At 54.8% G+C, this 24,366-nt stretch carries 28 protein-coding genes and 3 tRNA genes; 17 read left to right on the top strand and 14 right to left on the bottom strand.

The genetic code is table 11. The features are described from left to right. Positions 1–10: 10 nt before the first annotated feature. Both deoA and deoC read right to left on the bottom strand, forming a co-directional pair. Positions 11–1,333, bottom strand: coding sequence for a thymidine phosphorylase (deoA, locus tag ACOTXF_RS03200; protein ID WP_021240582.1), 1,323 nt, complete (start codon positions 1,331–1,333; stop codon positions 11–13). A gap of 101 nt (positions 1,334–1,434) precedes the next feature. After that, on the bottom strand, positions 1,435–2,214 hold the full coding sequence (gene deoC / locus ACOTXF_RS03195) for a deoxyribose-phosphate aldolase (RefSeq protein ID WP_003856543.1): 780 nt from the start codon (positions 2,212–2,214) through the stop codon (positions 1,435–1,437). 262 nt (positions 2,215–2,476) lie between these two features. On the opposite strand from deoC, the gene ACOTXF_RS03190 reads away from it, so the two are divergent. Beyond that, positions 2,477–4,024, top strand: a complete 1,548-nt coding sequence (locus ACOTXF_RS03190; protein ID WP_421635254.1) for a YjjI family glycine radical enzyme — start codon at positions 2,477–2,479, stop codon at positions 4,022–4,024. After that, the gene (locus ACOTXF_RS03185; protein ID WP_232926653.1) at positions 3,999–4,859 is read left to right on the top strand and encodes a YjjW family glycine radical enzyme activase; all 861 of its coding nucleotides are present in this window, start codon (positions 3,999–4,001) and stop codon (positions 4,857–4,859) included. The genes ACOTXF_RS03190 and ACOTXF_RS03185 overlap by 26 nt, the downstream gene beginning before the upstream one ends. Here the strand turns inward: ACOTXF_RS03185 and ACOTXF_RS03180 are convergent. The 8 genes from ACOTXF_RS03180 to ACOTXF_RS03145 form a co-directional block, all read right to left on the bottom strand. Beyond that, positions 4,854–5,636, bottom strand: a complete 783-nt coding sequence (locus tag ACOTXF_RS03180; protein WP_074172811.1) for a TatD family hydrolase — start codon at positions 5,634–5,636, stop codon at positions 4,854–4,856. The two genes, ACOTXF_RS03185 and ACOTXF_RS03180, sit on opposite strands and share 6 nt — an antisense overlap. Then, positions 5,633–6,685 carry a patatin-like phospholipase family protein gene (locus ACOTXF_RS03175; RefSeq protein ID WP_126287596.1) on the bottom strand — a complete coding sequence of 351 codons (1,053 nt, stop codon included), beginning with the start codon at positions 6,683–6,685 and terminating at the stop codon, positions 5,633–5,635. The genes ACOTXF_RS03180 and ACOTXF_RS03175 overlap by 4 nt, the downstream gene beginning before the upstream one ends. 120 nt (positions 6,686–6,805) lie before the next feature. Continuing rightward, positions 6,806–6,967, bottom strand: a complete 162-nt coding sequence (locus ACOTXF_RS03170) for a DUF1328 domain-containing protein (RefSeq protein ID WP_003856556.1) — start codon at positions 6,965–6,967, stop codon at positions 6,806–6,808. A gap of 127 nt (positions 6,968–7,094) precedes the next feature. Further along, entirely contained in the window at positions 7,095–7,712 is a 618-nt protein-coding gene (osmY, locus tag ACOTXF_RS03165; RefSeq protein ID WP_008502075.1) for a molecular chaperone OsmY, read from the bottom strand. A gap of 299 nt (positions 7,713–8,011) precedes the next feature. After that, the gene (gene prfC, locus ACOTXF_RS03160) at positions 8,012–9,601 is read right to left on the bottom strand and encodes a peptide chain release factor 3 (protein ID WP_008502076.1); all 1,590 of its coding nucleotides are present in this window, start codon (positions 9,599–9,601) and stop codon (positions 8,012–8,014) included. A gap of 91 nt (positions 9,602–9,692) precedes the next feature. After that, entirely contained in the window at positions 9,693–10,370 is a 678-nt protein-coding gene (gene yjjG, locus ACOTXF_RS03155) for a pyrimidine 5'-nucleotidase (protein ID WP_008502077.1), read from the bottom strand. Positions 10,371–10,390: 20 nt separating this feature from the next. Further along, a complete protein-coding gene (gene rimI, locus ACOTXF_RS03150) occupies positions 10,391–10,834 on the bottom strand; it encodes a ribosomal protein S18-alanine N-acetyltransferase (protein WP_039265274.1) in 444 nt (147 codons plus the stop codon). Next, positions 10,803–11,216 (bottom strand): DNA polymerase III subunit psi, encoded by a 414-nt coding sequence (locus tag ACOTXF_RS03145; protein WP_039265275.1) that lies wholly within the window; start codon positions 11,214–11,216, stop codon positions 10,803–10,805. Before ACOTXF_RS03145 ends, rimI begins: the two co-directional genes overlap by 32 nt. Before the next feature lie 102 nt (positions 11,217–11,318). Here ACOTXF_RS03145 and rsmC point away from each other — a divergent pair, with 102 nt between their 5' ends. The 4 genes from rsmC (at position 11,319) to ACOTXF_RS03125 (ending at position 12,849) form a co-directional block, all read left to right on the top strand. Continuing rightward, positions 11,319–12,347, top strand: coding sequence for a 16S rRNA (guanine(1207)-N(2))-methyltransferase RsmC (gene rsmC, locus ACOTXF_RS03140; protein WP_008502080.1), 1,029 nt, complete (start codon positions 11,319–11,321; stop codon positions 12,345–12,347). Between the two features lie 172 nt (positions 12,348–12,519). Further along, positions 12,520–12,606: transfer RNA gene (locus ACOTXF_RS03135), tRNA-Leu, on the top strand. 28 nt (positions 12,607–12,634) lie between these two features. Continuing rightward, positions 12,635–12,721 (top strand) — tRNA-Leu (locus ACOTXF_RS03130). A 42-nt stretch (positions 12,722–12,763) separates the two neighbouring features. Then, positions 12,764–12,849: transfer RNA gene (locus ACOTXF_RS03125), tRNA-Leu, on the top strand. A 39-nt stretch (positions 12,850–12,888) separates the two neighbouring features. Here ACOTXF_RS03125 and ACOTXF_RS03120 read toward each other — a convergent pair. After that, positions 12,889–13,119: a DUF1435 domain-containing protein gene (locus tag ACOTXF_RS03120; protein ID WP_025912133.1), complete on the bottom strand. Its 231-nt coding sequence runs from the start codon at positions 13,117–13,119 to the stop codon at positions 12,889–12,891. 253 nt (positions 13,120–13,372) lie between these two features. On the opposite strand from ACOTXF_RS03120, the gene ACOTXF_RS03115 reads away from it, so the two are divergent. Together ACOTXF_RS03115 and fhuF are read left to right on the top strand one after the other, a co-directional pair. Continuing rightward, positions 13,373–14,437 (top strand): GGDEF domain-containing protein, encoded by a 1,065-nt coding sequence (locus ACOTXF_RS03115; RefSeq protein WP_232926655.1) that lies wholly within the window; start codon positions 13,373–13,375, stop codon positions 14,435–14,437. Positions 14,438–14,532: 95 nt separating this feature from the next. Beyond that, on the top strand, positions 14,533–15,321 hold the full coding sequence (gene fhuF / locus ACOTXF_RS03110) for a siderophore-iron reductase FhuF (RefSeq protein ID WP_048962992.1): 789 nt from the start codon (positions 14,533–14,535) through the stop codon (positions 15,319–15,321). Between the two features lie 82 nt (positions 15,322–15,403). Here the strand turns inward: fhuF and ACOTXF_RS03105 are convergent, their stop codons facing one another. After that, positions 15,404–16,750 carry a PTS sugar transporter subunit IIC gene (locus tag ACOTXF_RS03105; RefSeq protein WP_032675905.1) on the bottom strand — a complete coding sequence of 449 codons (1,347 nt, stop codon included), beginning with the start codon at positions 16,748–16,750 and terminating at the stop codon, positions 15,404–15,406. Positions 16,751–17,078: 328 nt separating this feature from the next. On the opposite strand from ACOTXF_RS03105, the gene ACOTXF_RS03100 reads away from it, so the two are divergent. Continuing rightward, positions 17,079–17,537 (top strand): YbaK/EbsC family protein, encoded by a 459-nt coding sequence (locus ACOTXF_RS03100; protein WP_008502085.1) that lies wholly within the window; start codon positions 17,079–17,081, stop codon positions 17,535–17,537. A 38-nt stretch (positions 17,538–17,575) separates the two neighbouring features. On the opposite strand, the gene bglJ is transcribed toward ACOTXF_RS03100, so the two are convergent. After that, the gene (gene bglJ, locus ACOTXF_RS03095; RefSeq protein ID WP_032622978.1) at positions 17,576–18,211 is read right to left on the bottom strand and encodes a DNA-binding transcriptional activator BglJ; all 636 of its coding nucleotides are present in this window, start codon (positions 18,209–18,211) and stop codon (positions 17,576–17,578) included. Further along, on the bottom strand, positions 18,208–18,945 hold the full coding sequence (locus tag ACOTXF_RS03090; RefSeq protein ID WP_232926657.1) for a helix-turn-helix transcriptional regulator: 738 nt from the start codon (positions 18,943–18,945) through the stop codon (positions 18,208–18,210). The genes bglJ and ACOTXF_RS03090 overlap by 4 nt, the downstream gene beginning before the upstream one ends. A gap of 417 nt (positions 18,946–19,362) precedes the next feature. Between ACOTXF_RS03090 and ACOTXF_RS03085 the strand changes: the two genes are divergently transcribed. From ACOTXF_RS03085 to ACOTXF_RS03050, 8 genes are all read left to right on the top strand, one after another. Next, complete coding sequence (locus tag ACOTXF_RS03085; protein ID WP_021240591.1) at positions 19,363–20,139, top strand: threonine/serine ThrE exporter family protein; 777 nt, start codon at positions 19,363–19,365, stop codon at positions 20,137–20,139. Further along, positions 20,130–20,603 (top strand): threonine/serine exporter, encoded by a 474-nt coding sequence (locus ACOTXF_RS03080; RefSeq protein ID WP_020885295.1) that lies wholly within the window; start codon positions 20,130–20,132, stop codon positions 20,601–20,603. Before ACOTXF_RS03085 ends, ACOTXF_RS03080 begins: the two co-directional genes overlap by 10 nt. 67 nt (positions 20,604–20,670) lie before the next feature. After that, positions 20,671–21,312 (top strand): TetR family transcriptional regulator, encoded by a 642-nt coding sequence (locus tag ACOTXF_RS03075; protein WP_008502090.1) that lies wholly within the window; start codon positions 20,671–20,673, stop codon positions 21,310–21,312. Between the two features lie 41 nt (positions 21,313–21,353). Further along, positions 21,354–21,806, top strand: coding sequence for a MarR family winged helix-turn-helix transcriptional regulator (locus ACOTXF_RS03070; protein WP_023293337.1), 453 nt, complete (start codon positions 21,354–21,356; stop codon positions 21,804–21,806). An 84-nt stretch (positions 21,807–21,890) separates the two neighbouring features. Further along, positions 21,891–22,319 carry an organic hydroperoxide resistance protein gene (locus tag ACOTXF_RS03065; protein ID WP_008502092.1) on the top strand — a complete coding sequence of 143 codons (429 nt, stop codon included), beginning with the start codon at positions 21,891–21,893 and terminating at the stop codon, positions 22,317–22,319. Between the two features lie 148 nt (positions 22,320–22,467). Continuing rightward, positions 22,468–23,013 carry a primosomal protein DnaT gene (dnaT, locus tag ACOTXF_RS03060; RefSeq protein ID WP_021240595.1) on the top strand — a complete coding sequence of 182 codons (546 nt, stop codon included), beginning with the start codon at positions 22,468–22,470 and terminating at the stop codon, positions 23,011–23,013. Then, the gene (dnaC, locus tag ACOTXF_RS03055) at positions 23,010–23,747 is read left to right on the top strand and encodes a DNA replication protein DnaC (RefSeq protein ID WP_008502094.1); all 738 of its coding nucleotides are present in this window, start codon (positions 23,010–23,012) and stop codon (positions 23,745–23,747) included. Before dnaT ends, dnaC begins: the two co-directional genes overlap by 4 nt. Positions 23,748–23,830: 83 nt before the next feature. Beyond that, positions 23,831–24,313 carry a DUF2501 domain-containing protein gene (locus ACOTXF_RS03050; RefSeq protein WP_021240596.1) on the top strand — a complete coding sequence of 161 codons (483 nt, stop codon included), beginning with the start codon at positions 23,831–23,833 and terminating at the stop codon, positions 24,311–24,313. The last annotated feature ends 53 nt before the right edge of the window (positions 24,314–24,366 follow it).

Here is a 24,366-nt window from a genome sequence, read left to right as displayed (position 1 = left end):
CAGTATACCGCTATTCGGTGATACGGCGATAGACAGTCGGTGTGGTTTCCGGCGCTTTATTGTCAAGCGTAATAGCCGCCTTCACCGCTTTCGCCGCTTCCTGCCAGCTGGCTTCATCTTTGGCGTGGATCACCGCCAGCGGACGTTGGCCGTCAACGCTGTCGCCCAGACGGGCCATATCGGTGAAGCCGACGCTGTAATCAATGGTATCTGACGCCTGACGACGGCCGCCGCCCATAGACACGACCGCCATACCCAGCGCGCGGGTATCCATTGCCGAGACAAACCCTTCGCTGTCGGCATACACCGCTTTGCTGAGCGTCGCGGTCGGCAGGTACTTCGCATAGTTTTCGACGAAGTCGGTCGGGCCTTTCTGCGCCGCAACCATGCGGCCAAAGATCTCCGCCGCTTTGCCGTTGTCCAGTACCGCCTGTAGCTTCGCGCGGGCGTCGGCGTCGTCTTTGGCCAGCTTGCCGGAGATTAACATCTCCACGCACAGCGCCATGGTGACATCGAACAGACGCGGGTTGCGGTATTCGCCTGTCAGGAACTGGACGGCTTCGCGCACTTCGACGGCGTTACCGGCGCTGGAAGCCAGCACCTGGTTCATGTCGGTGAGCAGTGCGGTAGTGCGCACGCCCGCGCCGTTGGAGACGCCAACGATCGCTTCGGCCAGCGCCTCAGAGAGTTCATAGGTTGGCATAAACGCGCCGCTGCCTACCTTCACGTCCATCACCAGCGCGTCCAGCCCTTCTGCCAGCTTCTTCGCCAGGATAGAGGCGGTGATCAGCGGGATGGAGTCAACGGTCGCGGTGATGTCGCGGGTCGCGTAGAAACGCTTGTCTGCCGGAGCAAGAGAGCTGGTCTGGCCGATAATCGCCACACCAACGTCTTTAATAATGTCGCGGAAGCGGTTGTCATCCGGGAAGATATCGAAGCCCGGAATGGCTTCCAGTTTGTCGAGCGTACCGCCGGTGTGGCCCAGGCCGCGCCCGGAGATCATCGGGATATAACCGCCACAGGCTGCCACCATGGGGCCAAGCATCAGGGAGGTCACGTCGCCCACGCCGCCGGTGGAGTGTTTATCCACAATCGGGCCGTTAAGGTTGAGGCTTTTCCAGTCCAGAACGGTTCCTGAATCTCGCATCGCCATGGTCAGCGACACGCGCTCAGGCATCGACATATCGTGGAAGAAAATGGTCATCGCCAGAGCCGCAATCTGCCCTTCAGAGACGGTGTTATCACGAATGCCGTTGATGAAGAAGCGGATCTCTTCGTCGCTTAATGCATGACCATCACGTTTTTTACGAATAATTTCTTGTGCGAGAAACACGGTAACCCCCATGAGGAATCGGGTGAATGGTGGCGGGTACGGTTTACCCGACCACGATCCGGGTAGGCCGGGTAAGCGTAGCGCCACCCGGCAATTCAAACTTAGTAGCTGCTTGCGCTCTTACCGTCGCCGTGACCCAGCGCTTTCAGCAGGCTGGCCAGCAGGCTGGAGGCGCCGAAGCGGTAGTGACGGGAATCGGCCCAGTCGGCGCCAAACAGCTCGTCGGCAATCGCCAGGAACTGCTGCGCGTCTTCCGCGGTACGCACGCCGCCCGCAGGTTTGAAGCCCACGGTTTTAGACACGCCCATGTCGCGGATCACTTCCATCATGATGCGCGCGCTTTCCGGGGTCGCATTTACCGGTACTTTACCGGTAGAGGTTTTAATGAAATCCGCACCGGCTTTGATGGAGATTTCAGAGGCTTTACGAATCAGCGCCTCTTCTTTCAGCTCGCCGGTTTCGATGATCACTTTCAGGAGCACGTTTGCCGCCGCACACGCGTCTTTACAGGCCTTCACCAGGTCAAAACCGACCTGCTCGTTGCCGGCGATCAGCGCGCGGTACGGGAACACCACGTCAACTTCGTCTGCGCCGTAGGCAATCGCCGCGCGGGTTTCTGCCAGCGCAATCTCGATATCATCGTTGCCATGCGGGAAGTTAGTGACGGTTGCAATGCGCACGTCCGGGGTGCCCTGCTCTTTCAGCGTCTTACGGGCAATCGGGATAAAGCGCGGGTAGATACAGACGGCTGCGGTGTTGCCCACCGGCGTTTTCGCCTGATGGCACAGGGCGATGACTTTCTCATTGGTGTCGTCATCGTTCAGGGTGGTCAGGTCCATCAGTTTCAACGCGCGCAGGCTGCTTGCAGTTAAATCGGTCATAACATTCTCCAACGGCAGTGCCGTATAAATTTTACCTTGCGGGTCTGTGAGTATTCTAACATCCACCCGCATCCACACTTCGACATTCATCACAGTTAATGAAAACTGCGTGCAAATTTGCATTACTGTAATGAGATCTTCTTCAAACTTTAGCGTGCACATTGCCGACTAAAGCAGCGATACCCCCTGTCGGATCAAAAGTGCCGACAGGCAGGCTTTCTACAATCCGTTCATCATCCGCAGAACACTCAAGGAAGCGAACATGTCCCACTCCAGCCCCGACGCCCTGCAGCAACGTTGCCAGCAGATTGTGACAAGCCCGGTGTTATCCCCGGAACAAAAACGTCATTTTCTGGCGCTGGAAGCGGAAAACAACCTGCCGTATCCGGCACTTCCTGAAGCTGCGCGCGCCGCGCTGGACGAGGGGTTCATCTGCGACATGTTCGAAGGCCATGCGCCTTACAAACCCCGTTACGTTCTGCCGGATTACGCAAAATTTCTGGCTAATGGTTCAGAATGGCTGGAGCTGGAAGGGGCAAAAGATCTCGACGACGCCCTCTCACTGTTAACCATCCTCTACCACCATGTTCCGTCCGTCACATCGATGCCGGTCTATCTCGGTCAGCTTGATGCGTTGCTGCAACTTTATGTTAGAATTCTAACACAAGAAGAAATCAATAGCCGAATAAAACGTTTCTGGCGCTATCTCGACCGTACGTTGCCCGATGCCTTTATGCATGCCAATATCGGGCCGGAAGATACCCCCGTCACGCGCGCCATTCTGCGTGCCGATGCAGAGCTGAAGCAGGTCGCGCCGAACCTGACCTTTATTTATGATCCAGCGATCACCCCGGATGATTTGCTGCTTGAGGTGGCGAAAAACATATGTGAATGCAGTAAACCGCATATTTCTAATGGCCCGGTGAATGATAAAATTTTCACAAAAGGCCATTACGGCGTAGTGAGCTGTTACAACTCCCTGCCTCTGGCAGGCGGTGGCAGCACCCTGGTGCGCCTCAACCTCAAGGCCATCGCCGAACACAGTACGTCAATGGAAGACTTCTTCAGCCGCGCCCTCCCGCATTACTGCCAGCAGCAAATGGCCATCATCGATGCCCGCTGCGATTTCCTGTATCAACAATCCGGCTTCTTTGAGAATAGCTTCCTGGTGAAAGAGGGGCTGATTGATGCCGATCGGTTTGTGCCTATGTTTGGCATGTACGGCCTGGCAGAAGCGGTAAACGTGCTCTGTGAGAAAGCCGGGATGACTGGGCGTTACGGCAAAGACGAGCAGGCCAACGCGCTGGGCTATCGCATCAGCGAACAGCTTGCGGCGTTTGTCGAAAACACGCCGGTGAAACACGGCTGGAAGCAGCGCGCGATGCTGCATGCGCAGTCGGGGATCAGCTCTGACTCGGGCACCACGCCGGGCGCGCGCCTGCCCTACGGCGACGAGCCGGATCCCATCAGCCACCTGCTGGCGGTGGCGCCGCACCACAAGCACTACGCTTCCGGGATCAGCGATATTTTGACGCTGGATGAGACGGTAAAACGTAACCCGCAGGCGGTGGTCCAGCTCTGTCTCGGCGCGTTCAGGGCGGGGATGCGCGAGTTTACCGCCAACGTCGCGGGTAACGATCTGGTGCGCGTCACCGGTTATATGGTGCGGTTGTCGGATCTGGAGAAGTACCGGGAAGCCGGATCGCGCACCAATACCACCTGGCTGGGTGAAGAAGCCGCGCGCAATACCCGTATTCTGGAACGTCAGCCGCGCGTGATAAGCCATGAACAGCAGATGCGCTTTAGTTAGTCAGGTCATCCCTTTTTCCTGCGTGGACGGGCCGGGCAGCCGCCTGGCCCTGTTCCTGCAGGGCTGCAACCTGCGCTGTAAAACCTGCCACAACCCGTGGACGATCGGCCGCTGCAACGACTGCGGGGACTGCGTGCCCCACTGCCCGCACGACGCGCTGACCATACAGGCGGGACGCGTCTGGTGGCAGGAGAGTGACTGCCAGCAGTGCGACACCTGCCTGCACCTGTGCCAGCAGCAGGCAACGCCTATGGCGCACCGCCTGAGCGTGGAGGAGATCCTTTCAAAGATCCGCAAATCCGCACCGTTTATCGAGGGGATCACCGTGAGCGGCGGTGAGGCCACAACGCAATTACCGTTTTTAGTGACGCTATTCTCAGCGATCAAAGCCGATGCCGCCCTGAATCATCTGACCTGCCTGGTCGACAGCAACGGTTTGTTAAGCGAAACCGGCTGGCAAAGGCTGCTGCCGGTACTGGATGGCGCGATGCTGGACCTGAAAGCATGGGGGAACGAACACCACCGCTTCCTGACCGGGCGCGAAAACCCGCAGATCAAGCAGAGTATCCGCTGGCTGGCAGATCGTAATCGTTTAACGGAGCTCCGCCTGCTGGTGATTCCGGAACAGTGTGATTATCTGGAACATCTGAAGCCGCTGACGGCGTTTATCCACGGGCTGGGAAACGTGCCGGTGCGCCTCAACGCGTTTCATGCGCATGGCGTGTACGGCGAGGCGGCGTCATGGCGCAGCGCCACGCCGGAAGACGTTGAACCGCTGGCGCGGGCGCTGGAAAAACAGAAGATAACGGTGATCCGCCCGGCGCTTTATCTATAGCGTGATGCCAAATACCGAACGCGTATTTTCCAGCAGCGCACCGGCTATGGCCTCTTCAGTCTCTTTTCGCAGTTCGCACAGGGTGGCAAATACGCGCGCCGCCTGTTCCGGACGATTCGGCTGGCCCTGAAAACCGTTCAGCGGCATGTCCGGCGCGTCGGTTTCCAGCAGAAGCGCCGACAGCGGCAGCTGTGCCATCACGTCCCGGGTTTTGCTGGCGCGCGGATAGGTGATGGTGCCCCCAACGCCGATTTTGTAGCCCAGCTCGATAAAACGCTGCGCCTGCTGCAGGCTTCCTGAGAAACCATGCACGACGCCCTTACGCGGCAAATCGATACGCTTCAGGTGCATTGCCAGCTTATCGTGCGTGCGTCTTGAATGAAGGATCACCGGCAGATCGTGACGCTTCGCCAGCCTGAGCTGCGCGTCGAGGATCGTCTGCTGGCGCTCAAAATGCGGCTCCTCGCGATAAAGATCGAGGCCGATCTCACCGATGGCGACAAGCTTGTCGCCTGCGGTCTGCACTATCTCATCAAGTCGCTCAATGTCCTCATCCCGATGCCGCTCAATCACGATCGGATGCAGGCCAAGCGCCGCATAGAGCGCGGGGTGCTGTGCAGCAAGATCCAGCACCCGGGAAAAGTAAGCCGCTTCCACTGAAGGCACAATAATGGCCTGAACGCCTGCCTCGGCCGCTTTCGCAATGCTTTGCTCTTCATCTCCCGTAAACGGCGGGAAATCAAAGTGGCAATGGGTATCGACAAAGCGGTGCATCACGCCAGATCCTCGTTATCCAGTAAAGCGTCATTCGCCTGCGGAATGTCCACCAGCGGCACCGTCAGGGCGTCGTTGGCGACAATCGCAGGCGGCGTAATAATGCTTTTATGGCGATGAAGCGGCGGCTGCTCCGCCAGCATTTTCCCCACCGTCGCCAGGAAGTAGCGCCCACACAGCCGCCCCGTTTTGTAATCCATGCGCAGCGCAGGAACGCGGCTGCCCAGCGCCATGCTCAGCAGCGGCTTAGGCGGATAAATTTCAAAAATACGCAGCTTGCCCGGCGGTTTCTCAATGAAGCGCTGCATCGCGCCGTAGGTGGTTTCATGCTGCTTCGCGATGTTCACCAGCGGCTGCAGGCTGCTGTCGCCCAGCCAGCGCTCCATCCGCTTAAACCACTGCGGGGTGTAATACATTTGCGACGGTACGGTACGGATCACCACAATGGTTTTCGCCCCGCGACGGGCGGCTTCCTGCACCGGCACCGCGTCACTGATCCCCCCGTCCAGATAGCTAATACCGTCCAGCAGGGCGCCGGTACGATAAAAGCCGGGGATCGCGCTGGAGGCGCGGATGATGTCCAGCCAGTTCTCTTTCTGAGGCGAAAAATAGCCCGGCGAATAGTCATCGCCCCGGCTGGCACACATCCAGAATTCTTTACCGCTATCAAACAGACGGGCGGCAGTATCCATGGCCAGCGGCATCTGGCTGGAGGTTGACTCGAGCAGCCAGTCGAGATCGATCAGGTTGCCGCCGCGCACAAACCGCACCGGGTTAAAAAATTCTTTCGCCGTGGTGTAGCGCATGATGACCTTTCGCGCGTAGCCGGGCTGGTTACAGACATAGGCAGAGAGGTTCTGCGCTCCGGCAGAGGTGCCGAAGTACAGGTCAAAAGGATTGAACTGCGCGCGCATAAATTCGTCCAGCACGCCAGCGGTGAAAATGCCGCGCTGTCCGCCACCCTCGCAGACCAGCGCGAGTTGACCCGCGCGAAACGGTTTTAACGTCAGCGGCGCAATATTGCCGAGCGTAACGGGAATTCGTTGCCCCACCTCTGCTTTCCTGTTTTGATTATTTTATAACACCACAGTAACGCACCCGACCTGTTACGCAAATAAGAAAAAGCCAGTCACAGTGACTGGCTTTATTTTGTTGAAGGAATATTGCGTTTGCTACGGACGTCTACGACCCGTAAACAGGCTGACCAGGAACAGAATAATACCCACAACGAAGACAATTTTAGCTGCCCATGCCGCTGTACCTGCCAGTCCACCAAAGCCCAATGCGGCGGCAATTAACGCGATAACCAGAAATATAATGCCCCAACGAAACATAAGCTTCTCCTTTACCATAGTTAATGTCGGCCGCTAAACGTGAGCGCTCAGGTCACTCACCGGCGTTTTTCCAGAGTCGTTCTTATTTCGCCCGCAGGGTTTAGCCAGACGGGCGAATGGTCGAGATTTACTTCGTTTTCAGATCGTTTTTAACGCTTTTCACACCATCAATCGCCTTCGCGATGGACTCGGCACGTTCACTTTGCGCCTGCGAATCTACCGTACCGGAAAGCTGAACCACGCCATCGGTGGTTTCCACTTTCACCTTACGGGACGGCACGATGTCATCTGCTAAAAGTTTAGCTTTGATTTCGCTGGTGGTGGCTGCATCACCGGCATAACCTTTCACCGACGCGTTTTTGCCATCACGCACGTGCAGCTTATCGCTGACGGAGGCGACGCCTTCGACGCCTTTCGCCACTTTCACCGCCTGTTCAGCCTGAGCCTGGCTTTCAACAAAGCCGCTCAGCGTGACCACTTTCTTGTCGGTCTTAACGGAAATATCGGTGCTCTTGATGGCTTCATCATCCACCAGTGCGGCCTTCACTTTTGCTGTGATAGAGCTGTCATCCATGAAATTGCCGACTTTATTCATAGAGCTATCGATTTTTTGCCCTGCGCTATCGGCCGTGGATTGTGCTTTATCCATGGTGCTGCTTTCCGCCAGGGCGGAGCCGCTCACCAGAACGCTACCCAGTGTTACAGCCAGCAGAGTTTTAGAAATCTTCAGTCTTGTCATATTCATCGATCTATTCCTGTGTTGACCCGTTATTCGGGCTACATACTTCCTTAGTAGTGATATATATTGCGAATAAACACACGAGCAAAATGGATAACCTAAAGTCATGCATTGAACAGTTAATTTATCCACGCCCGGTGTTAAACACTGAGTTAAATATAGATCACTCTCACAGAGCCGCTTTCAGAATTGGGTAAAAAATGGGCGAATAGCGTGAAATTGCGTTGAATTAAGAACATTCCGCAAGGGATTAATAAGACAGGAAATAAAGAAGAGCACGGCGAATGCCGTGCTCTGAGAGGGGATTAGTGCTCGCGGGTTTTACGGAACTGAACGTCCGGATAACGTTCCTGCGTCAGGTTCAGGTTGACCATCGTTGGCGCGATATAGGTCAGGTTATCGCCGCCATCCAGCGCCAGCTGAACTTCATTCTTACGCTTGAATTCTTCGAATTTCTTCACGTCAGAACACTCAACCCAGCGCGCGGTCGCGACGTTCACCGATTCGTAAATCGCTTCTACGTTGTATTCGCTCTTCAGGCGCGCAACGACCACGTCAAACTGCAGCACGCCGACCGCACCCACGATCAGATCGTTGTTCGCAATCGGGCGGAACACCTGCACGGCGCCCTCTTCGGAGAGCTGAACCAGGCCTTTCAGCAGCTGTTTCTGCTTAAGCGGATCGCGCAGACGAATGCGGCGGAACAGCTCCGGCGCGAAGTTCGGAATACCGGTGAACTTCATCATTTCGCCCTGGGTGAAGGTATCACCGATCTGGATGGTGCCGTGGTTGTGCAGACCGATGATGTCGCCCGGATACGCCTCTTCAACGTGCGAACGGTCGCCCGCCATAAAGGTCAGCGCGTCGGAAATCACGACATCTTTACCGATGCGCACCTGGCGCAGCTTCATGCCCTTCTCATACTTACCGGACACCACGCGCATGAAGGCCACGCGGTCGCGGTGTTTCGGGTCCATGTTGGCCTGAATCTTAAAGACGAAGCCGGTAAACTTCTCTTCCTTCGCTTCCACTTCACGGGTGTCGGTTTTGCGCGGCATCGGCTGCGGCGCCCACTCCACCAGACCGTCGAGCATGTGGTCAACGCCGAAGTTACCCAGTGCGGTACCGAAGAAGACCGGGGTAATTTCGCCGCTCAGGAACAGCTCTTTGTCGAATTCGTGAGACGCGCCCTTGACCAGCTCCAGCTCGTCGCGCAGCTGCGCGGCCAGCTCTTCGCCGACCGCCGCGTCCAGATCCGGGTTGTCCAGACCTTTCACGATGCGCACTTCCTGAATGGTGTGGCCTTTACCGGTCTGATACAGGTAGGTTTCGTCTTTATAGAGGTGATAAACGCCCTTGAACAGCTTACCGCAGCCAATCGGCCAGGTGATAGGCGCACAGGCGATCTTCAGCTCGTTTTCCACTTCATCCATCAGCTCCATCGGATCGCGGATGTCACGGTCGAGTTTGTTCATAAAGGTGAGGATCGGCGTATCGCGCAGACGGGTGACTTCCATCAGCTTACGGGTACGATCTTCTACACCTTTCGCGGCGTCGATCACCATCAGACAGCAGTCCACCGCCGTCAGGGTACGGTAGGTATCTTCGGAGAAGTCTTCGTGGCCCGGGGTGTCCAGCAGGTTCACCAGGCAGTCATGATACGGGAACTGCATCACGGAGGTGGTAATCGAAATACCACGCTGCTTTTCCATCTCCATCCAGTCGGATTTTGCATGCTGGCTGGAGCCACGGCCTTTAACGGTACCCGCAGTCTGAATCGCCTGTCCGAACAGCAACACCTTCTCAGTGATGGTCGTTTTACCGGCATCCGGGTGCGAGATAATGGCAAAAGTGCGGCGCTTGGCCACCTCTTGCAGATAAGGAGACAACGTCATAATTAAATCTTCTTTTATAAGCGCGGCAGCACGCCACGCATCATGGAATACAAAATTGCGGCTATTTTACCCATCAACGGGGGGCAGGCAATCATTGTTTACACAGGAGTTGCTCCAGTTCGTTCAACGACGTCACGGTCCAGGTCGGCTCGATGCCTTCAGGCTTCACGCGGCCATGTGCATTGAGCCAGACGGTCGACAGACCAGCCTTCATGCCGCCCAGAATATCTGACTCTGCGGTATCCCCCACCATCAGGACACGATCGCGGTCGGGATTGCCGGCCTGCGCCAGCGCGTAGTCGAAAATTCGCGGATCCGGCTTCGGCACGCCAACCTCTTCCGAGATCACCAGCGCGTCAAAATGATCGCGCAGGCCGGTGCGCTCAAGGCGGATCTGCTGCAGGGCGGTAAAACCGTTGGTGATGATCCCCAGTTTCACCTTACCTTTCAACGCATTCAGCAGGGAAACCGCGCCCGGCAGGGGCGCACAAATATCGGCCATGGCGTTGAGAAAAGCCTCGTTCAGCGTTCCCGGACTGACCTTTAAGCGTTCCGCCCAGACGTCAAAGCGCTGGTGCTGAAGCTGTAACGCGGTGATGGCACCGTTCTGGTAATCCACCCACAGCGGTTTGTTGACCGCCTGATAGTCCTGAAAATCTTCAGCGGTGAAGGTTACGCTATAGTCGAGAAACATCCGCTGCAGGCCGCCGAACGAGTCGAACGTAAACAGCGTTTCGTCGGCATCAAAGAAAATCCAGTCCCATTTCATCGTTACAACCTTATTTTTTATTATCCAATCGGCAGAGCCATTATGATGGCGTCTTCACGTCCCTCTGCGGTGGGGTAGTAGTTACGGCGGATTGTCGCCTCGTTAAAGCCTAAGCTTTCATAGAGCGCGATGGCGGCGACATTCGACGCGCGCACCTCCAGCCACAGGGTGAAAACGTCACGGGTTTCGAGCTCACGGATGAGGTGCACAAGCAGTTCTCTTCCCAGCCCGCGGCGCTGAAACGCGGGATCAACCGCGATATTAAACAGCGTCGCCTCATCAAGAACAACCTGCGTGATCGCGAAAGCGGCCATGGTGCCGTCAACGTCCAGGCGGTAGTTCAGATACCGTTCGCCCTGATTGCTGGCGAAGGTTTTTTCGCTCCACGGAAACGCGTGGGCGCGTGTTTCAATCGCGAACGCGGTGGACAGGTCAGGCGTCGTGAGGGAAGAAATCGTGTTCATATTCGCAGATTTGTTGCCATAGCGCGCTGCGCGCTTTTGGGTTGGCTTTCAGTTCGTCCAGCGCTGGCGTGCAGATCTGGCTCCCCTGAAGAGAGATCTCATTTGCCTCTCCGATACGCCAGCTGTTACAGCGGCTATCAGGAGGCAGCATCGCGACACGCTCTGGCGTCAGCGGTAAAACCTGGTCGGCCGTCAGCTTCAGGCTGCGAAGAACATCACCGATCAGGGGGTCATTCAGGGCAGGCAGTGCTTCCGCCACCATCACCAGGCGAACGTGCGCCGGGATGGAGATAGCGATTTCGCCCTGCAACGCCGTCGGGCGACGCAAAGCCCACTGGGTAATGCCCAGCTGCTGCAACTGCCAGTCTCGTCGGGATGTCATAGGGAAAACTCCTGTCTCTCAGGCGCGCAAATATAGCAAATGTGTCGAAACTGCGCCATCTACCTACTATAATCCCCGCCTGAGTTTATTGAGGAACAATTCATGTCTGCATTTACCCCGGCAAGTGAAGTCTTGCTGCGTCACAGTGATGATTTCGAAGAAAGCCGTATTCTGTTTGCCGGAGATATGCAGGATGACCTGCCCGCGCGTTTCGACTGTGCTGAAAGCCGTGCCCACACCCAATACTACCACCACTGGCAGGTGCTGAGCCGCCAGATGGGCGAGCGCGCGCGCTTTAGCCTGGTGGCAGAGCAGAGCGATATCGCCGACTGCGATACGCTGATCTACTACTGGCCGAAGAATAAACCGGAAGCCCAGTTCCAGCTGATGAACCTGCTCTCCCTGCTGCCGGTCGGCTGCGATATTTTCGTGGTCGGTGAAAACCGCAGCGGCGTGCGTAGCGCGGAACAGCTGCTGGAAGGCTACGCGCCGCTGAACAAAGTCGACAGCGCTCGCCGCTGTGGTCTGTACCATGGCCGTCTGGAAAAACAGACAACGTTTGATGCGCAGGCATACTGGGACGAGTACCAGCTTGACGGCCTGACCATCAAAACCCTGCCGGGCGTGTTCAGCCGCGATGCGCTGGATACGGGCAGCAAGCTGCTGCTTTCCACCCTGACGCCGCACACCAAAGGCAAAGTGCTGGACGTGGGCTGCGGCGCGGGCGTGCTCTCTACCGTGCTCGCCAGCCATTCGCCAAAGGTGCGCTTAACCCTGTGTGACGTGAGCGCCCCGGCGGTTGAAGCCAGCCGCGCAACGCTTGCCGCAAACGGCATTGAAGGCGAGGTGATTGCGAGCAACGTCTTCTCCGACATCACCGGTCGCTTCGACATGATCATCTCTAACCCGCCGTTCCACGACGGTATGGAGACCAGCCTGGAAGCGGCACAAGCGCTGATCCGTGGCGCAGTTCGTCACCTCAACAGCGGCGGTGAGCTGCGTATCGTCGCGAACGCCTTCCTGGCGTACCCGAAAGTGCTGGATGAAACTTTTGGCTTCCACGAAGTTATCGCCCAGACCGGCCGCTTTAAGGTCTACCGCACCGTAATGACGCGTCAGGCCAAAAAGTAATCGCCTCCCCTGTAGGCCGGATAAGCGAAAGCGCCATCCGGCTATACACGGCGCGTCCATCGGCCATTTTTGCATCAATCAAGGCATCACGCGCACTTTTCTGTTGACGTAAAGCTGAAAACATCTAGAATGCGCCTCCGTGGTTACGATACTTTTACAGTATCGATGGTATGCGAAGGTGGCGGAATTGGTAGACGCGCTAGCTTCAGGTGTTAGTGTCCTTACGGATGTGGGGGTTCGAGTCCCCCCCCTCGCACCATAAATCACGATGATATTGCTCGCACTGGGCGAAGGTGGCGGAATTGGTAGACGCGCTAGCTTCAGGTGTTAGTGTCCTTACGGATGTGGGGGTTCGAGTCCCCCCCCTCGCACCAACGAGGCGATATCAACATAGCAATAAAGAGTAAGATGACTGTGCGAAGGTGGCGGAATTGGTAGACGCGCTAGCTTCAGGTGTTAGTGTCCTTAGGATGTGGGGGTTCGAGTCCCCCCCCTCGCACCAATTATCTTACAACCCCTCTGAATTTCTTCTTTTTCCCTGTTATTTCAAACTCATCAGTATCACCAGAATTCCACTGACCAGCGCGACACAGGATGGCAGTAAAACAAAGTGACGTAGTTGCTTATGCCAGATCATGCCTGACGTGGCTAACAGTCCTGACGCGATGATGACTTTCCAGGTATCAAGAGAGAGATCGGCAAACGTCAAACCGCCGAGAATGGCTCCCGGTAGCAGTACCCCCCAACCACTGCCCAGCGCTCTGTTCAACATGCTTCCCCTCTATCAACGATAATGATAACCAATATCATATAACAAAAATTATCATTTGCCAGCTGAATGAATCAAAATCCATCGACCTTTACCTTTCCCGTAATGACAGGAATTGTCTAAGGTGATAAATTGCGCACCTGTTAACAACGTCTAAAGATTTTCTGATAATTACTCTTTGAGTTTTTTGCATATTTTATTGCGAAATAACACCTATTTATCTGTTTTAATTAAATTTTAATAAAAACACGCGACTATGACATCACAATCCTGGCGGTCTTTGGTTCACAGAAAATATCAATTATCGTTACGTTTATTTTTATTTCTGAACGCAACCTCGGCAGTGTTCTCGGTAACAAATCCGCTCAATTCTGTACGCCTGTTTTCTGCCCCTCTGATTGCTATTTTCGCCATCAGTACTGGCCTGTTCGTCTGGCACTGGAGAAAGCGCGCGCGGAAGATAAATATTCCTGTCGTTTCAGCGATCTTCGGTATTTTATGGGCCTGGCAAATTGTCTCCAAATTCGCCTTAATTACTCAGGACCATGCGACGTATTTGCTAATTGCTCTTTTAACGGTACTTTTTATCGGCACGCTGGCGTTCGCCAGTAATATCAAAGCGTTTACGCTGCATTCATTGCCCACCTTTATTGTCTGCCTGTGGTTAAGCGATCACGATATATGGCTGCGAATGACCTATTCTTTCGCACTTCCTGTGGTGGCAATTGCTATTCATAACATTTTGCAAAGACGCAACGACCGTTTCGCTCAGGAGCTGCTCTCTCGCCTTCTGGAAGAACGAGAAACCCTTACCGACCTCAGCATGATGGACCCGCTTACCGGGCTCTATAATCGTCGCGGTCTGCAAAGCCGTCTGGAGAATCTGCCCACGGTAGAAAATGGCGAACACTTTGTCCTGCTGATGGATATCGACCACTTCAAAGCCTATAACGACCATTACGGCCATATGATGGGCGGCCAGGCGCTGAAGCGCGTCTCTGCGGCAATCCGAGACGCCGTGCGTTCTCGCGATATTGTGGCGCGTTTTGGTGGGGAAGAGTTTATGGTGCTGCTGACCAACATTTCACTCGAACACGCTCGCCAGACGGCCGAGCGGATCCGTCAGAAAGTGTATGATTTGAAAATCCCGCATCTGTTTAACGAAAGCGTCGCGACAAACGTCACCATCAGCATTGGCATCGCCATTTTCGAGGATGAAGATGTGGAAGGCGCGCTGGAAAAAGCGGACAAAGCCCTCTATGAAGCAAAGCATATGGGACGCAATAACATTCTGTTAAGCGAAGAGATTCAGACGGCATAAACCTACCGACGATGTCACCAGGACAAAAGTCTTGCCATTGGTATGAGCAATAGTTAGGATTGGCAATCATTATCATTTAGATTTCTATCTAAACTATGGCCACGCATACCGCACACATCGTCGAACCTCTCCTCTGGCGAGCGCCGCTCACCAGCGGGAATGCTTCGCTTGCAGATGCGATACGGGAAAAGATTGCGGAAACGCGTGCCCACCTGCTGGACTTTATCCGGCTTGATGAAGCGCCCCCGTCCCACGCGATGACGCTCTCAGAGTGGCGCCAACCGTCTAAGCTACAATCACTGCTGGCCACCTATTCCGACCATATCTATCGCAACCAGCCTACCCTTACGCGGGAAAATAAACCCCTGCTCTCCCTCTGGGCGCAGTGGTATATCGGGCTGATGGTGCCTCCGCTCATGCTGGCGCTGTTAACACAGAGGAGCATGCTTGAACTCTCGCCGGATAATTTCCACGTCGAGTTTCACGAAACCGGACGTGCTGCCTGCTTCTGGATTGATCTCCACGAAGACCACAGCGCTGAACGCCTCACTGCTCAGGAACGTATGGAGCGGCTCATCACGCAGGCCCTGATCCCGGTGGTGGAAGCGCTGGAAGCGACGGGAGAGATTAACGGGAAGCTTATCTGGAGCAATACGGGCTATTTAATCCACTGGTATTTAACGGAAATGAAGCCGCTTCTCGGTGATGAGAACGTTGAGGCCCTGCGTCAGTCCTGTTTCTTTGCAAAGCAGCTTTCCGATGGCCGTGACAACCCGCTATTCCGTACCGTCGTGCTCCGTGATGGGCTTCTGGTTCGCCGCACCTGCTGCCAGCGCTATCGCCTGCCGGACGTTAAGCAGTGTGGGGATTGCACGCTCAAGTAGAGCAGTGAATTGCCCGGTGGCGCTTCGCTTACCGGGCCGACAAAAACAAAAACGGCAACCTGGGTTGCCGTTTTGCTTTTACCTAGGCCACCTGCTGATTGTCCTCTTCCGCGCTACGCTGCGCTTCTTCCGCTTCCTGCTCCAGCAGCTGCTTCTCATACACTTTGAAGAACGGGAAGTAGATGATCGCCGATACGCAGGCCAGAACCACCACCAGAATCGCCGCGCGGAAATCCCAGCCCAGGGCCCACGCTGCGCCTATCGGCGCCGGTGCCGTCCAGGGAACCACGGAGATGACACGGCCGATCAAATCAAAGGTCATCGCCGCCCACGCCAGCACGGCGTTAACCATCGGTGCCAGCAGGAACGGGATAAAGAACACCGGGTTCATCACGATTGGCGTACCGAAAATGACCGGCTCGTTGATGTTAAAGAAGCTGGGTACCACGCTCAAACGCCCGATAGAGCGTAAATGCGCTGAACGGCTGCGCAGATAGCAAATCACCAATCCCATCGTGGCGCCCGACCCGCCAATTACGATAAAGAACGTCCAGAACGCCTCCATGAAGATATGCGGCAGAGGCTGACCGGCGGCCAGCGCGGTCTGGTTAGCGCCCAGGTTCGTCAGCCAGAACATTTGCAGCATCCCGGAGACGATGGCGGCGCCGTGGATCCCGGCGAACCAGAGCAGATGACCAATCAACACGGCCAGCAGGATCGCAGGCAGGGAATCTGCCGCGGAAACCAGAGGTTTAAAGACCGACATAATGGCCTGCGGGATCAGCATGCCAAACTGTGACTGAATCACCAGGCTCAGAGGATAGAGGGTCAACACCACCACCAGCACCGGGATCAGCAGATCAAAAGAGTTTTTGATCATCGGCGGGACCTGCTCCGGCAGACGAATGCCGATGTTATGCGCTTTGAGGAAACGCATCATCTCAACGCAATAAATCGCCACCAGAATCGCGGTAAAAATGCCCGTTCCCCCCAGACTGTCGACAGGGAGCGTGCCTTTGGTTTTCGGTGCCGCGACCAGCAGAAACGCCATCAGCGACAGCATGGCGCACATAAAGGGGTCCAGCTGATGAGATTTGACGTAGTGTTTGCCAAGGTTATAGGCAATGGCGGCACAGATATAAATGGACATGATGCCCATCGTCATATCAAACGGCGTCAGGATTTGGCCTTCAAACTGCTTCGCCATATCCAGCCAGGCGCGGGCGAAACCCCAGGTGGTATCAGGCGAAAAAGGTGGGTAAGCAAAGACTAACAAAAACGAACCCACAATCATAAACGGCATCGCGGAGATGAACCCGTCACGAATCGCCATAACGTGACGCTGGGAAGAGATCCGCCCGGCTATCGGGCTGACGTAATTTTCGACGAAACGGAATATCAGATTAAACGCAGCATGGTTGGCAGACATGGCAGATCTCCTGTCAGACGTTTGTTACGGGCACATACGCGCCGCACGTTGTTCCATACATCAGCTTCACAACCTTGCTGGCTTGCCAACCAGCGGTACTGCTCAGACGAAATGGTTTCATATTTGGCTCTTATTATTGGATACAGGGGACGTTACGTACTCAGTATTAATCTACGCTCCGCGCTCTGCAACCGGTTACTGTAACCGGTTTCTGTGATTGTGAAGAGGATCCAGAAATCAGCCGTTTGGGGTATTTGTTACTTAAGAGATATTTACAGAGCATAAATTCTTATGACAGATTACGCAGGATATTTGTCAGGAGGAAACAATGAGTTTGCAGTCTGTACAGCAGTTTTTTGCCGACAACGCGCCGGATATAGACGTTATTGAGCTTAGTCAAAGTACTGCTACCGTTGCGTTGGCTGCTGCCGCCCATCGTGTCGAGCCGGGACAAATCGCCAAGACCCTTTCACTCAAGGTTAAAAATGAGGTGATCCTGGTGGTGGCGAAAGGCGACGCGCGTCTGGATAACAAAAAGCTCAAAGACACGTTCGGTGCCAAAGCGCGCATGCTCAGCAGTGATGAAGTGGTGACCATTACCGGTCATCCCGTTGGCGGTGTATGCCCGTTCGGACTGGAAAACCCGCTCGCGGTATATTGCGATATCTCTTTGAAGCAGTACGCCGAAGTGCTGCCCGCCGCAGGCGCAATTCACAGCGCTGTGCGCATTTCACCTGACAGAATGGCAGAACTGACTTCCGCAAAATGGGTGGATGTCTGTATCTGATTGACGCGCCAGAGTGTATCTGGCGCGCAAAAGACGGGTTATAAAAATGTGGGCGTGAGGAGAGCCAAACATTGCGGCTCTCTTGCAGGAAGATGCGTAATAATATCCGCCGCATCGAGCAACCCTACGTCTGAATTCACGCCCAGTTTCACCATCGCATTAAACTTATGTGCCCGAATGGTCTTAATATTCCGTTCAAGCTGTGCCGCGATTTCAGGGATGGAATACCCGCAGGACATATAACGCAATATTGCCCGTTCTGTGGGGCTTAGCATCCTGTTCTGACTCCGGTACCAGTGATTCAGCATATTGTCATTGATGCGCAGCGTTTCGCTGAGCAACTCCACGAGTTCCTTCTGCAGATGCTCAAGCGTCACCGATTTACTGACTACTCCGTGCAGGCGCGATGGCGAAAGATGGCTAATTAGCCGTGCTTCCATCTCGTCAGAAACCAAAATGATGCGCTGGATATGACCGTGCGTAAACGCCAGATCCCGCAGGTGCGCCAGGCAGTTACGGCGCTCCTCTCGCGCATCGGAAAGGGAGTAGATCAGCGAGAAAAAATTAACGTGATGAAGTGCATTCTTAAAACTGTCAAATTCACTAAACAGGTGTAGCTGATAATGGCTCAGGCCGGGCATCGCAAAAAGATGCTGTAGCCCGACGGCACTCATCGCGCAATTTTCGATGATGGCGATATGTCTTGTTGAATCGGTTTTTTCCATTCCTCGAACTCTCCATAGGCTGATAGCAAACTCAGCTCTCTCATTCCCTGTGTACTGTTGATCCAGGCATAAATATCCGCATTACTTCGTAATGACAGCCGTCGCATCGCACTGTTTTTCTGCGCACTGATGGTTTTATTGCTCTTCTTGAGCAATGTGGCGATTTGGTTAATCCCCCATCCTTTCCCTAACAGACGCAGGACCTTACGTTCGGAGTGCGTGAGTGCGATAACGTGTTCATTTTCATTCTCCGTACTCTGAGGTTCCGGAGTTAATAACGTCTGGCTAATCCGCTCTGCCCGCTCGCTACCGGCCCGAATAGCGTTAACCACGCCTTCAATAGGCTCCATGTCAGAAAGCAACGTGCTTTCCGGGCGCATAAATAACTCAACCGCAATAGGGTAAAGCGGCCGCGAGACTAAAAAGATCCAGTGAATATCCCGGTATTGATTCAATAAACCGTAATACTCTTCAAGCGCACCCCGAGGGTTTCTGTATTCGCCTGAAATATCGGCAATAATGACGTCCGCGCGGCGCAACTGGAGCAGCGTTAATTCCTGCAATGAGCGGCAATAGCTCAATTCAAATTCGGGGAAATGACGTGCCATCAGGCCCCCTAACCCGTTTTGCATCACGGGCATCCGGCTAATGACAACGCCATGCTTACCATGCAATGACAACATAGACCCTCCGTGTCCATTTTTCATTTGATGAGTAACGTTAAAACGCATCAACGTATGAGTATTTTCGTCCCTGAGTGTAAGACTGGTTAATACAAGCAGAAGATGAGATGTATGCTTAGTTTAAGAAATGCCTAAACAGCAGTAATATCTCACAAAGCGAAACAAAAATTAATTGTGGAGACATTAAAATAACGACAATATAAAATTAGAATAACTAAATACAAATATTTTATATTTTGGTATTTATAATTCACGGTATTGATAAATTAATCCCTTCCCCCTTCCCCCTTCCACGACACGGACTGCAACTGTTTGCACAAACCTTGATCTGGCCCACAGCAAGAGGGACTGCACTCTGTGCTAAAAGTACCCACTATGGGTTAACAGATAGCTATCCATCTTTTTTCAGGACAATACATGCAGGCAGAGCGGTCAACGCAGCGTGCTATCACGCGGCTATGTATTCAGTGCGGTCTTTTTCTGCTCCAGCACGGCGCGGAAAGCGCGCTGGTTGAGGAGCTTTCCACCCGGCTGGGGCTGGCGCTAGGGATGGACAGCGTCGAAAGCGCAATCTCATCCAACGCCATTGTGCTGACCACAATCAAGGACGGTCAGTGCCTGACCTCCACGCGCAAAAACCATGATCGCGGCATCAACATGCACGTCGTGACCGAAGTGCAGCACATTGTCATCCTTGCAGAACATAAGCTTCTCGATCTCAGTGACATTGAAAAACGGTTCAACCAGATCAAGCCATTACGTTATCCGCGCTGGCTCGTCGTGGTGATGGTAGGGCTCTCGTGCGCCTGCTTTTGTAAGCTCAACAAAGGGGGCTGGGACGGTGCAATCATCACCTTTTTCGCCAGCAGTATCGCCATGTATGTTCGCCAGCTGCTGACGCATCGGCAGCTGCATCCGCAAATTAACTTCTGCATTACCGCGTTTGTCGCCACCACGGTTTCCGGCCTGCTGCTGCGCCTGCCGCAGTTTGCCAACACGCCGACCGTTGCCATGGCCGCCAGCGTGCTTCTGCTGGTCCCAGGCTTTCCGTTGATCAACGCTGTCGCCGACATGTTTAAAGGGCACATCAATACCGGCCTGGCTCGCTGGGCTATCGCCAGCCTGCTGACGCTGGCGACCTGCATCGGCGTGGTCATGGCCATGACACTTTGGGGGTTACGCGGATGGGCGTGATCGATTTTCTGCTGGCGCTGGCGCAGGACATGCTTCTGGCCGCCATTCCAGCCGTCGGCTTCGCGATGGTATTTAACGTACCGCAACGCGCGCTGCCATGGTGTGCGCTGCTGGGCGCGATTGGCCATGGCTCGCGAATGGTGATGATGACGGCGGGTTTTAATATCGAATGGTCAACATTTATGGCCTCCATGCTGGTCGGCAGTATCGGCATCCAGTGGTCGCGCTGGTATCTGGCGCATCCCAAAGTATTCACCGTTGCGGCCGTGATCCCCATGTTTCCGGGGATATCGGCCTATACCGCGATGATTTCCGCGGTGAAAATCAGCCATTTCGGCTATACCGAGCCTCAGATGATCCTTCTTCTCAGCAACTTTCTTAAGGCGTCATCCATCGTCGGCGCGCTCTCCATCGGGCTGTCGATCCCCGGCCTGTGGCTGTACCGTAAACGCCCACGCGTTTGATATTTGTGTTATTTCGCTGCCGTGGAGATAATCCGTCTGGTCCGTTTGGTGAAAATAAGGAAAGGATGTGGCTAACCCTGGCAGCGAACACCCCGAGCACAGTGAAGAATCCAGCCTGAAAGAGAAAATCTTTCAGAGCGCCATCGCGCTTTTTGCCGAGTATGGATTGAACGGTGCACGGATGGAGCAGATCGCAGAGAAAGCGGGCACCACCAAACGCATGGTGGTTTACCATTTCAAGAATAAAGAGAACCTCTATCTCCTCGTACTTGAACATGTTTACACCCAGATTCGCGCCAGCGAAAAAGCGCTAAGCCTGACGGGAATGCCCCCGGTCGAAGCGCTGGTCAATCTGGTTGAAGCCACCTTTGACTATCATGCCGACCACCCTGACTACATCCGGATTATCTGCATGGAAAACATGCAGCGCGGCCGCTTTATGCAGCAGTCGAGCTATCTCCGCCAGGTCAACCGCAGCGCGCTCGATCTGCTGGAGGAGATCCTGCGCCGGGGGAAAGAAAAACAGCTCTTCAGTGAGACGGTTGACGCCCGCGATCTTCATCGTCTGATAAGCAGCTTCAGCTTTCACTACGTTGCCAACAGCTACACCTTTACGCTGCTGTTTGAAGAAGGCGCAGACGAGCAGGCGCAGCGCCAGCACTACCGTAAAATGGCCGTTCAGGTGGCGCTCCGTTACACCTGCCCATAAAATTGCTTGCAATTAAATCGTACACTATCTATATTCATATCATGAACGCGAAAACGAACGATGCAACCGCTGCGCTCAAGCTGGATAACCAGCTCTGCTTTGCCCTCTATTCGGCAAACCTGGCGCTTAACAAGCTGTACCGGCAGCTGCTGGCACCGCTGAACCTGACCTACCCGCAATATCTGGTGATGCTGGTGCTGTGGGAGCAGGATGATATGACGGTGTCGGACATCGGTGAACGGCTGTTCCTTGACTCTGCGACCCTGACGCCGCTGTTGAAACGTCTGGAAAGCGCCGGGCTCATCAACCGCCACCGTTCGCGCAAAGACGAACGTCAGGTCGCCGTCACCCTGAGTGAAGCGGGACGTGAACTCCAGCAGCAGGCATTGGGTATCCCCCATGCGGTGGGTTGCGCAGCGCAGTGTGATACAGACACCTTGCTGGCACTCAAACAGCAGCTCGAACTTTTGCGACAACAGCTACACCGCGCGTAACGCTATACTTTACGCGTCATTATTTACCTATATATATCGCACGCTATTTAATAGCACGAATCTAAACAAAATGAGGAACCTGCCATGTCTTTAGAAAAAGTTGTTTATACCGCCAAAGCAAAAGCCACCGGTGGCCGTGACGGTCGTGCCACCTCCTCCGATGGCGTACTGGACGTCAAACTGGGTGTGCCAAAAGAGATGGGCGGCATGGGGGGAGACGTGACCAACCCTGAGCAGCTGTTTGCCGCGGGCTACTCTGCCTGCTTCCTGGGCGCGATGAAGTTCGTGGCCGCACGCGACAAATTTACCCTGCCAAAAGATGCCTTTATTGAAGGCGAAGTGGGTATTGGCCCGCTGCCTACCGGTTTTGGTATCGAAGCAAAACTGAACATCCATGTTGAAGGTATGGATCCTGCGGAAGCTAAAAAGCTGGTCGATGCGGCACACATTGTTTGCCCGTACTCTAACGCGACCCGCGGCAACATCGACGTCACGCTGAACATCATTGCGTGATAACTGCCTGATGGCGCTGCGCTTATTCGGCCTACGACTGTAGCCCCGGTAAGCGCAGCGCCACCGGGGAAATCCCCTCCTTTCCTTTCCCCTCTCTGTGCTACCATAAGCCCCTATCACGCCCGTAGTCATCAGTAGAGTAAGCGTTATGTCCTCCAGAATTCTGACCACCAGCATTGCTGGTATTGATGCCTTTATGCGCGACCCACGCGGTGTCTTGACCCACGCTGAAGGCGGCACGGTTGCGGTTTTTGCCGACAACGCGCCAGCGTTTTACGCAATCACACCGGAACGTCTGGCACAGCTTCTGGAGATCGAAGCGCAATTGGCACGCCCGGCAAGCGATGTCACGCTGGATACCCAGTTCTTTGATGAACCGGTTAACGTTCCCGTGACCGTTCCGATGGGTAAATTTGCCCTCTATGCGGGCTGGCAGCCGGATGCAGATTTTCAGCGGCAGGCCGCGCTGTGGGGCATTGCGTTAACCCAACCCGCCACCGCGGAAGAGCTTGCCGCGTTTACCGCCTGGTGGCAGGCGGAGGGTAAAGTGTTCACCCATATTCAGTGGCAGCAAAAGCTCGCGCGTCATCTTCAGATTACCCGCGCCGGCAACAACGGCCAGCCAAAACGTGATATCAATGCCTTTTCAGAACCGGATAAACAGATCCCCAGCGGATTCCGAGGTGCGAAATGAAGAACGTCGGCGACCTGATGAAACGTCTGCAAAAAATGATGCCTGCCAACGTAAAGCCTGCTTTCACCACCGGTGAAGAGCTGCTGGCGTGGCAAAAAGAGCAAGGCAAGATCCGCGCCGCCGCGCTCGCCCGCGAAAATCGGGCGATGAAAATGCAGCGCACCTTTAACCGTTCCGGTATTCGTCCCCTGCACCAGAACTGCTCGTTCGATAACTATAAAATTGAGACCACCGGGCAGATGAACGCGCTCGCCGCCGCGCGTCAGTACGTGGATGAATTCGACGGCAATATCGCCAGCTTCATCTTTAGCGGCAAGCCGGGCACCGGCAAAAACCACCTTGCTGCCGCCATCTGCAACGAGCTGCTTCTGCGCGGTAAATCGGTCCTCATCATCACCGTGGCCGATATCATGTCCGCGATGAAAGACACCTTCAGCAACCGTGAAACCAGCGAAGAACAGCTGCTTAACGATCTGAGTAACGTCGACCTGCTGGTCATCGATGAGATTGGCGTTCAGACGGAATCCCGCTATGAAAAAGTCATCATCAACCAGATTGTCGATCGCCGCTCCTCGTCCAAACGCCCGACCGGCATGCTGACAAACCACAACATCGACGAGATGACCCGCTTGCTGGGGGAACGCGTCATGGACCGCATGAAGCTGGGTAACAGCCTGTATGTCATCTTCGACTGGGACAGTTACCGCAGCCGCGTCACCGGGAAAGAGTATTAAGACAGTTCCAGGAATCGCCGACAGGTCGCAGGTATATACTGGAACCCCTTCGGCCCAAAACGGACCTTTTTGAGAGAGCCATGATGAAAAAACAGATTCTAATCAGCACCTTTTTAGGCGCGCTGCTGGTAACCGGCGCAGCGCAGGCGGCGTCCTGGCAGGAATCCCTGTCAAGCGCAGCAAATGAGCTGACCAAAGAGAGCAGCAGCACGCAGGGCGGACTCTCCGCCTCTTCCCTCACCAGCCTGCTGGGCAACAGCTCCCAGAGCCTCAGCGCGGGCACGATGAACAACGCGGCGGGGATTCTGGAATATTGCGCGAAGCAAAAGCTGGCCTCCGTGACCGACGCGCAAAACGTGAAAAACCAGGTGCTGGGTAAACTGGGTCTGGATACTCAGGAGCAAAAAGCGGACACCAACTACATGGACGGCATTCAGGGCCTGCTTAACGCGCAGAACGGTCAGCAGCTTAACCTGAGCACCCTCGGCAACTCTTCTCTGGCCAAACAGGTGAAAACCAAAGCCTGCGATCTGGTGCTGAAACAAGGCGTTAATTTCATCTCCTGATCCACCCCATTTTCTGCCACAACACGCCGCGTTTAGTGCGATAGTCTTGCAGC

The organism is Enterobacter cloacae complex sp. IR53041 (genome assembly GCF_049238285.1).
GTDB classification, from domain to species: Bacteria; Pseudomonadota; Gammaproteobacteria; order Enterobacterales; family Enterobacteriaceae; genus Enterobacter; species Enterobacter roggenkampii.
This window is presented reverse-complemented; position numbering and strand designations above follow the sequence as displayed.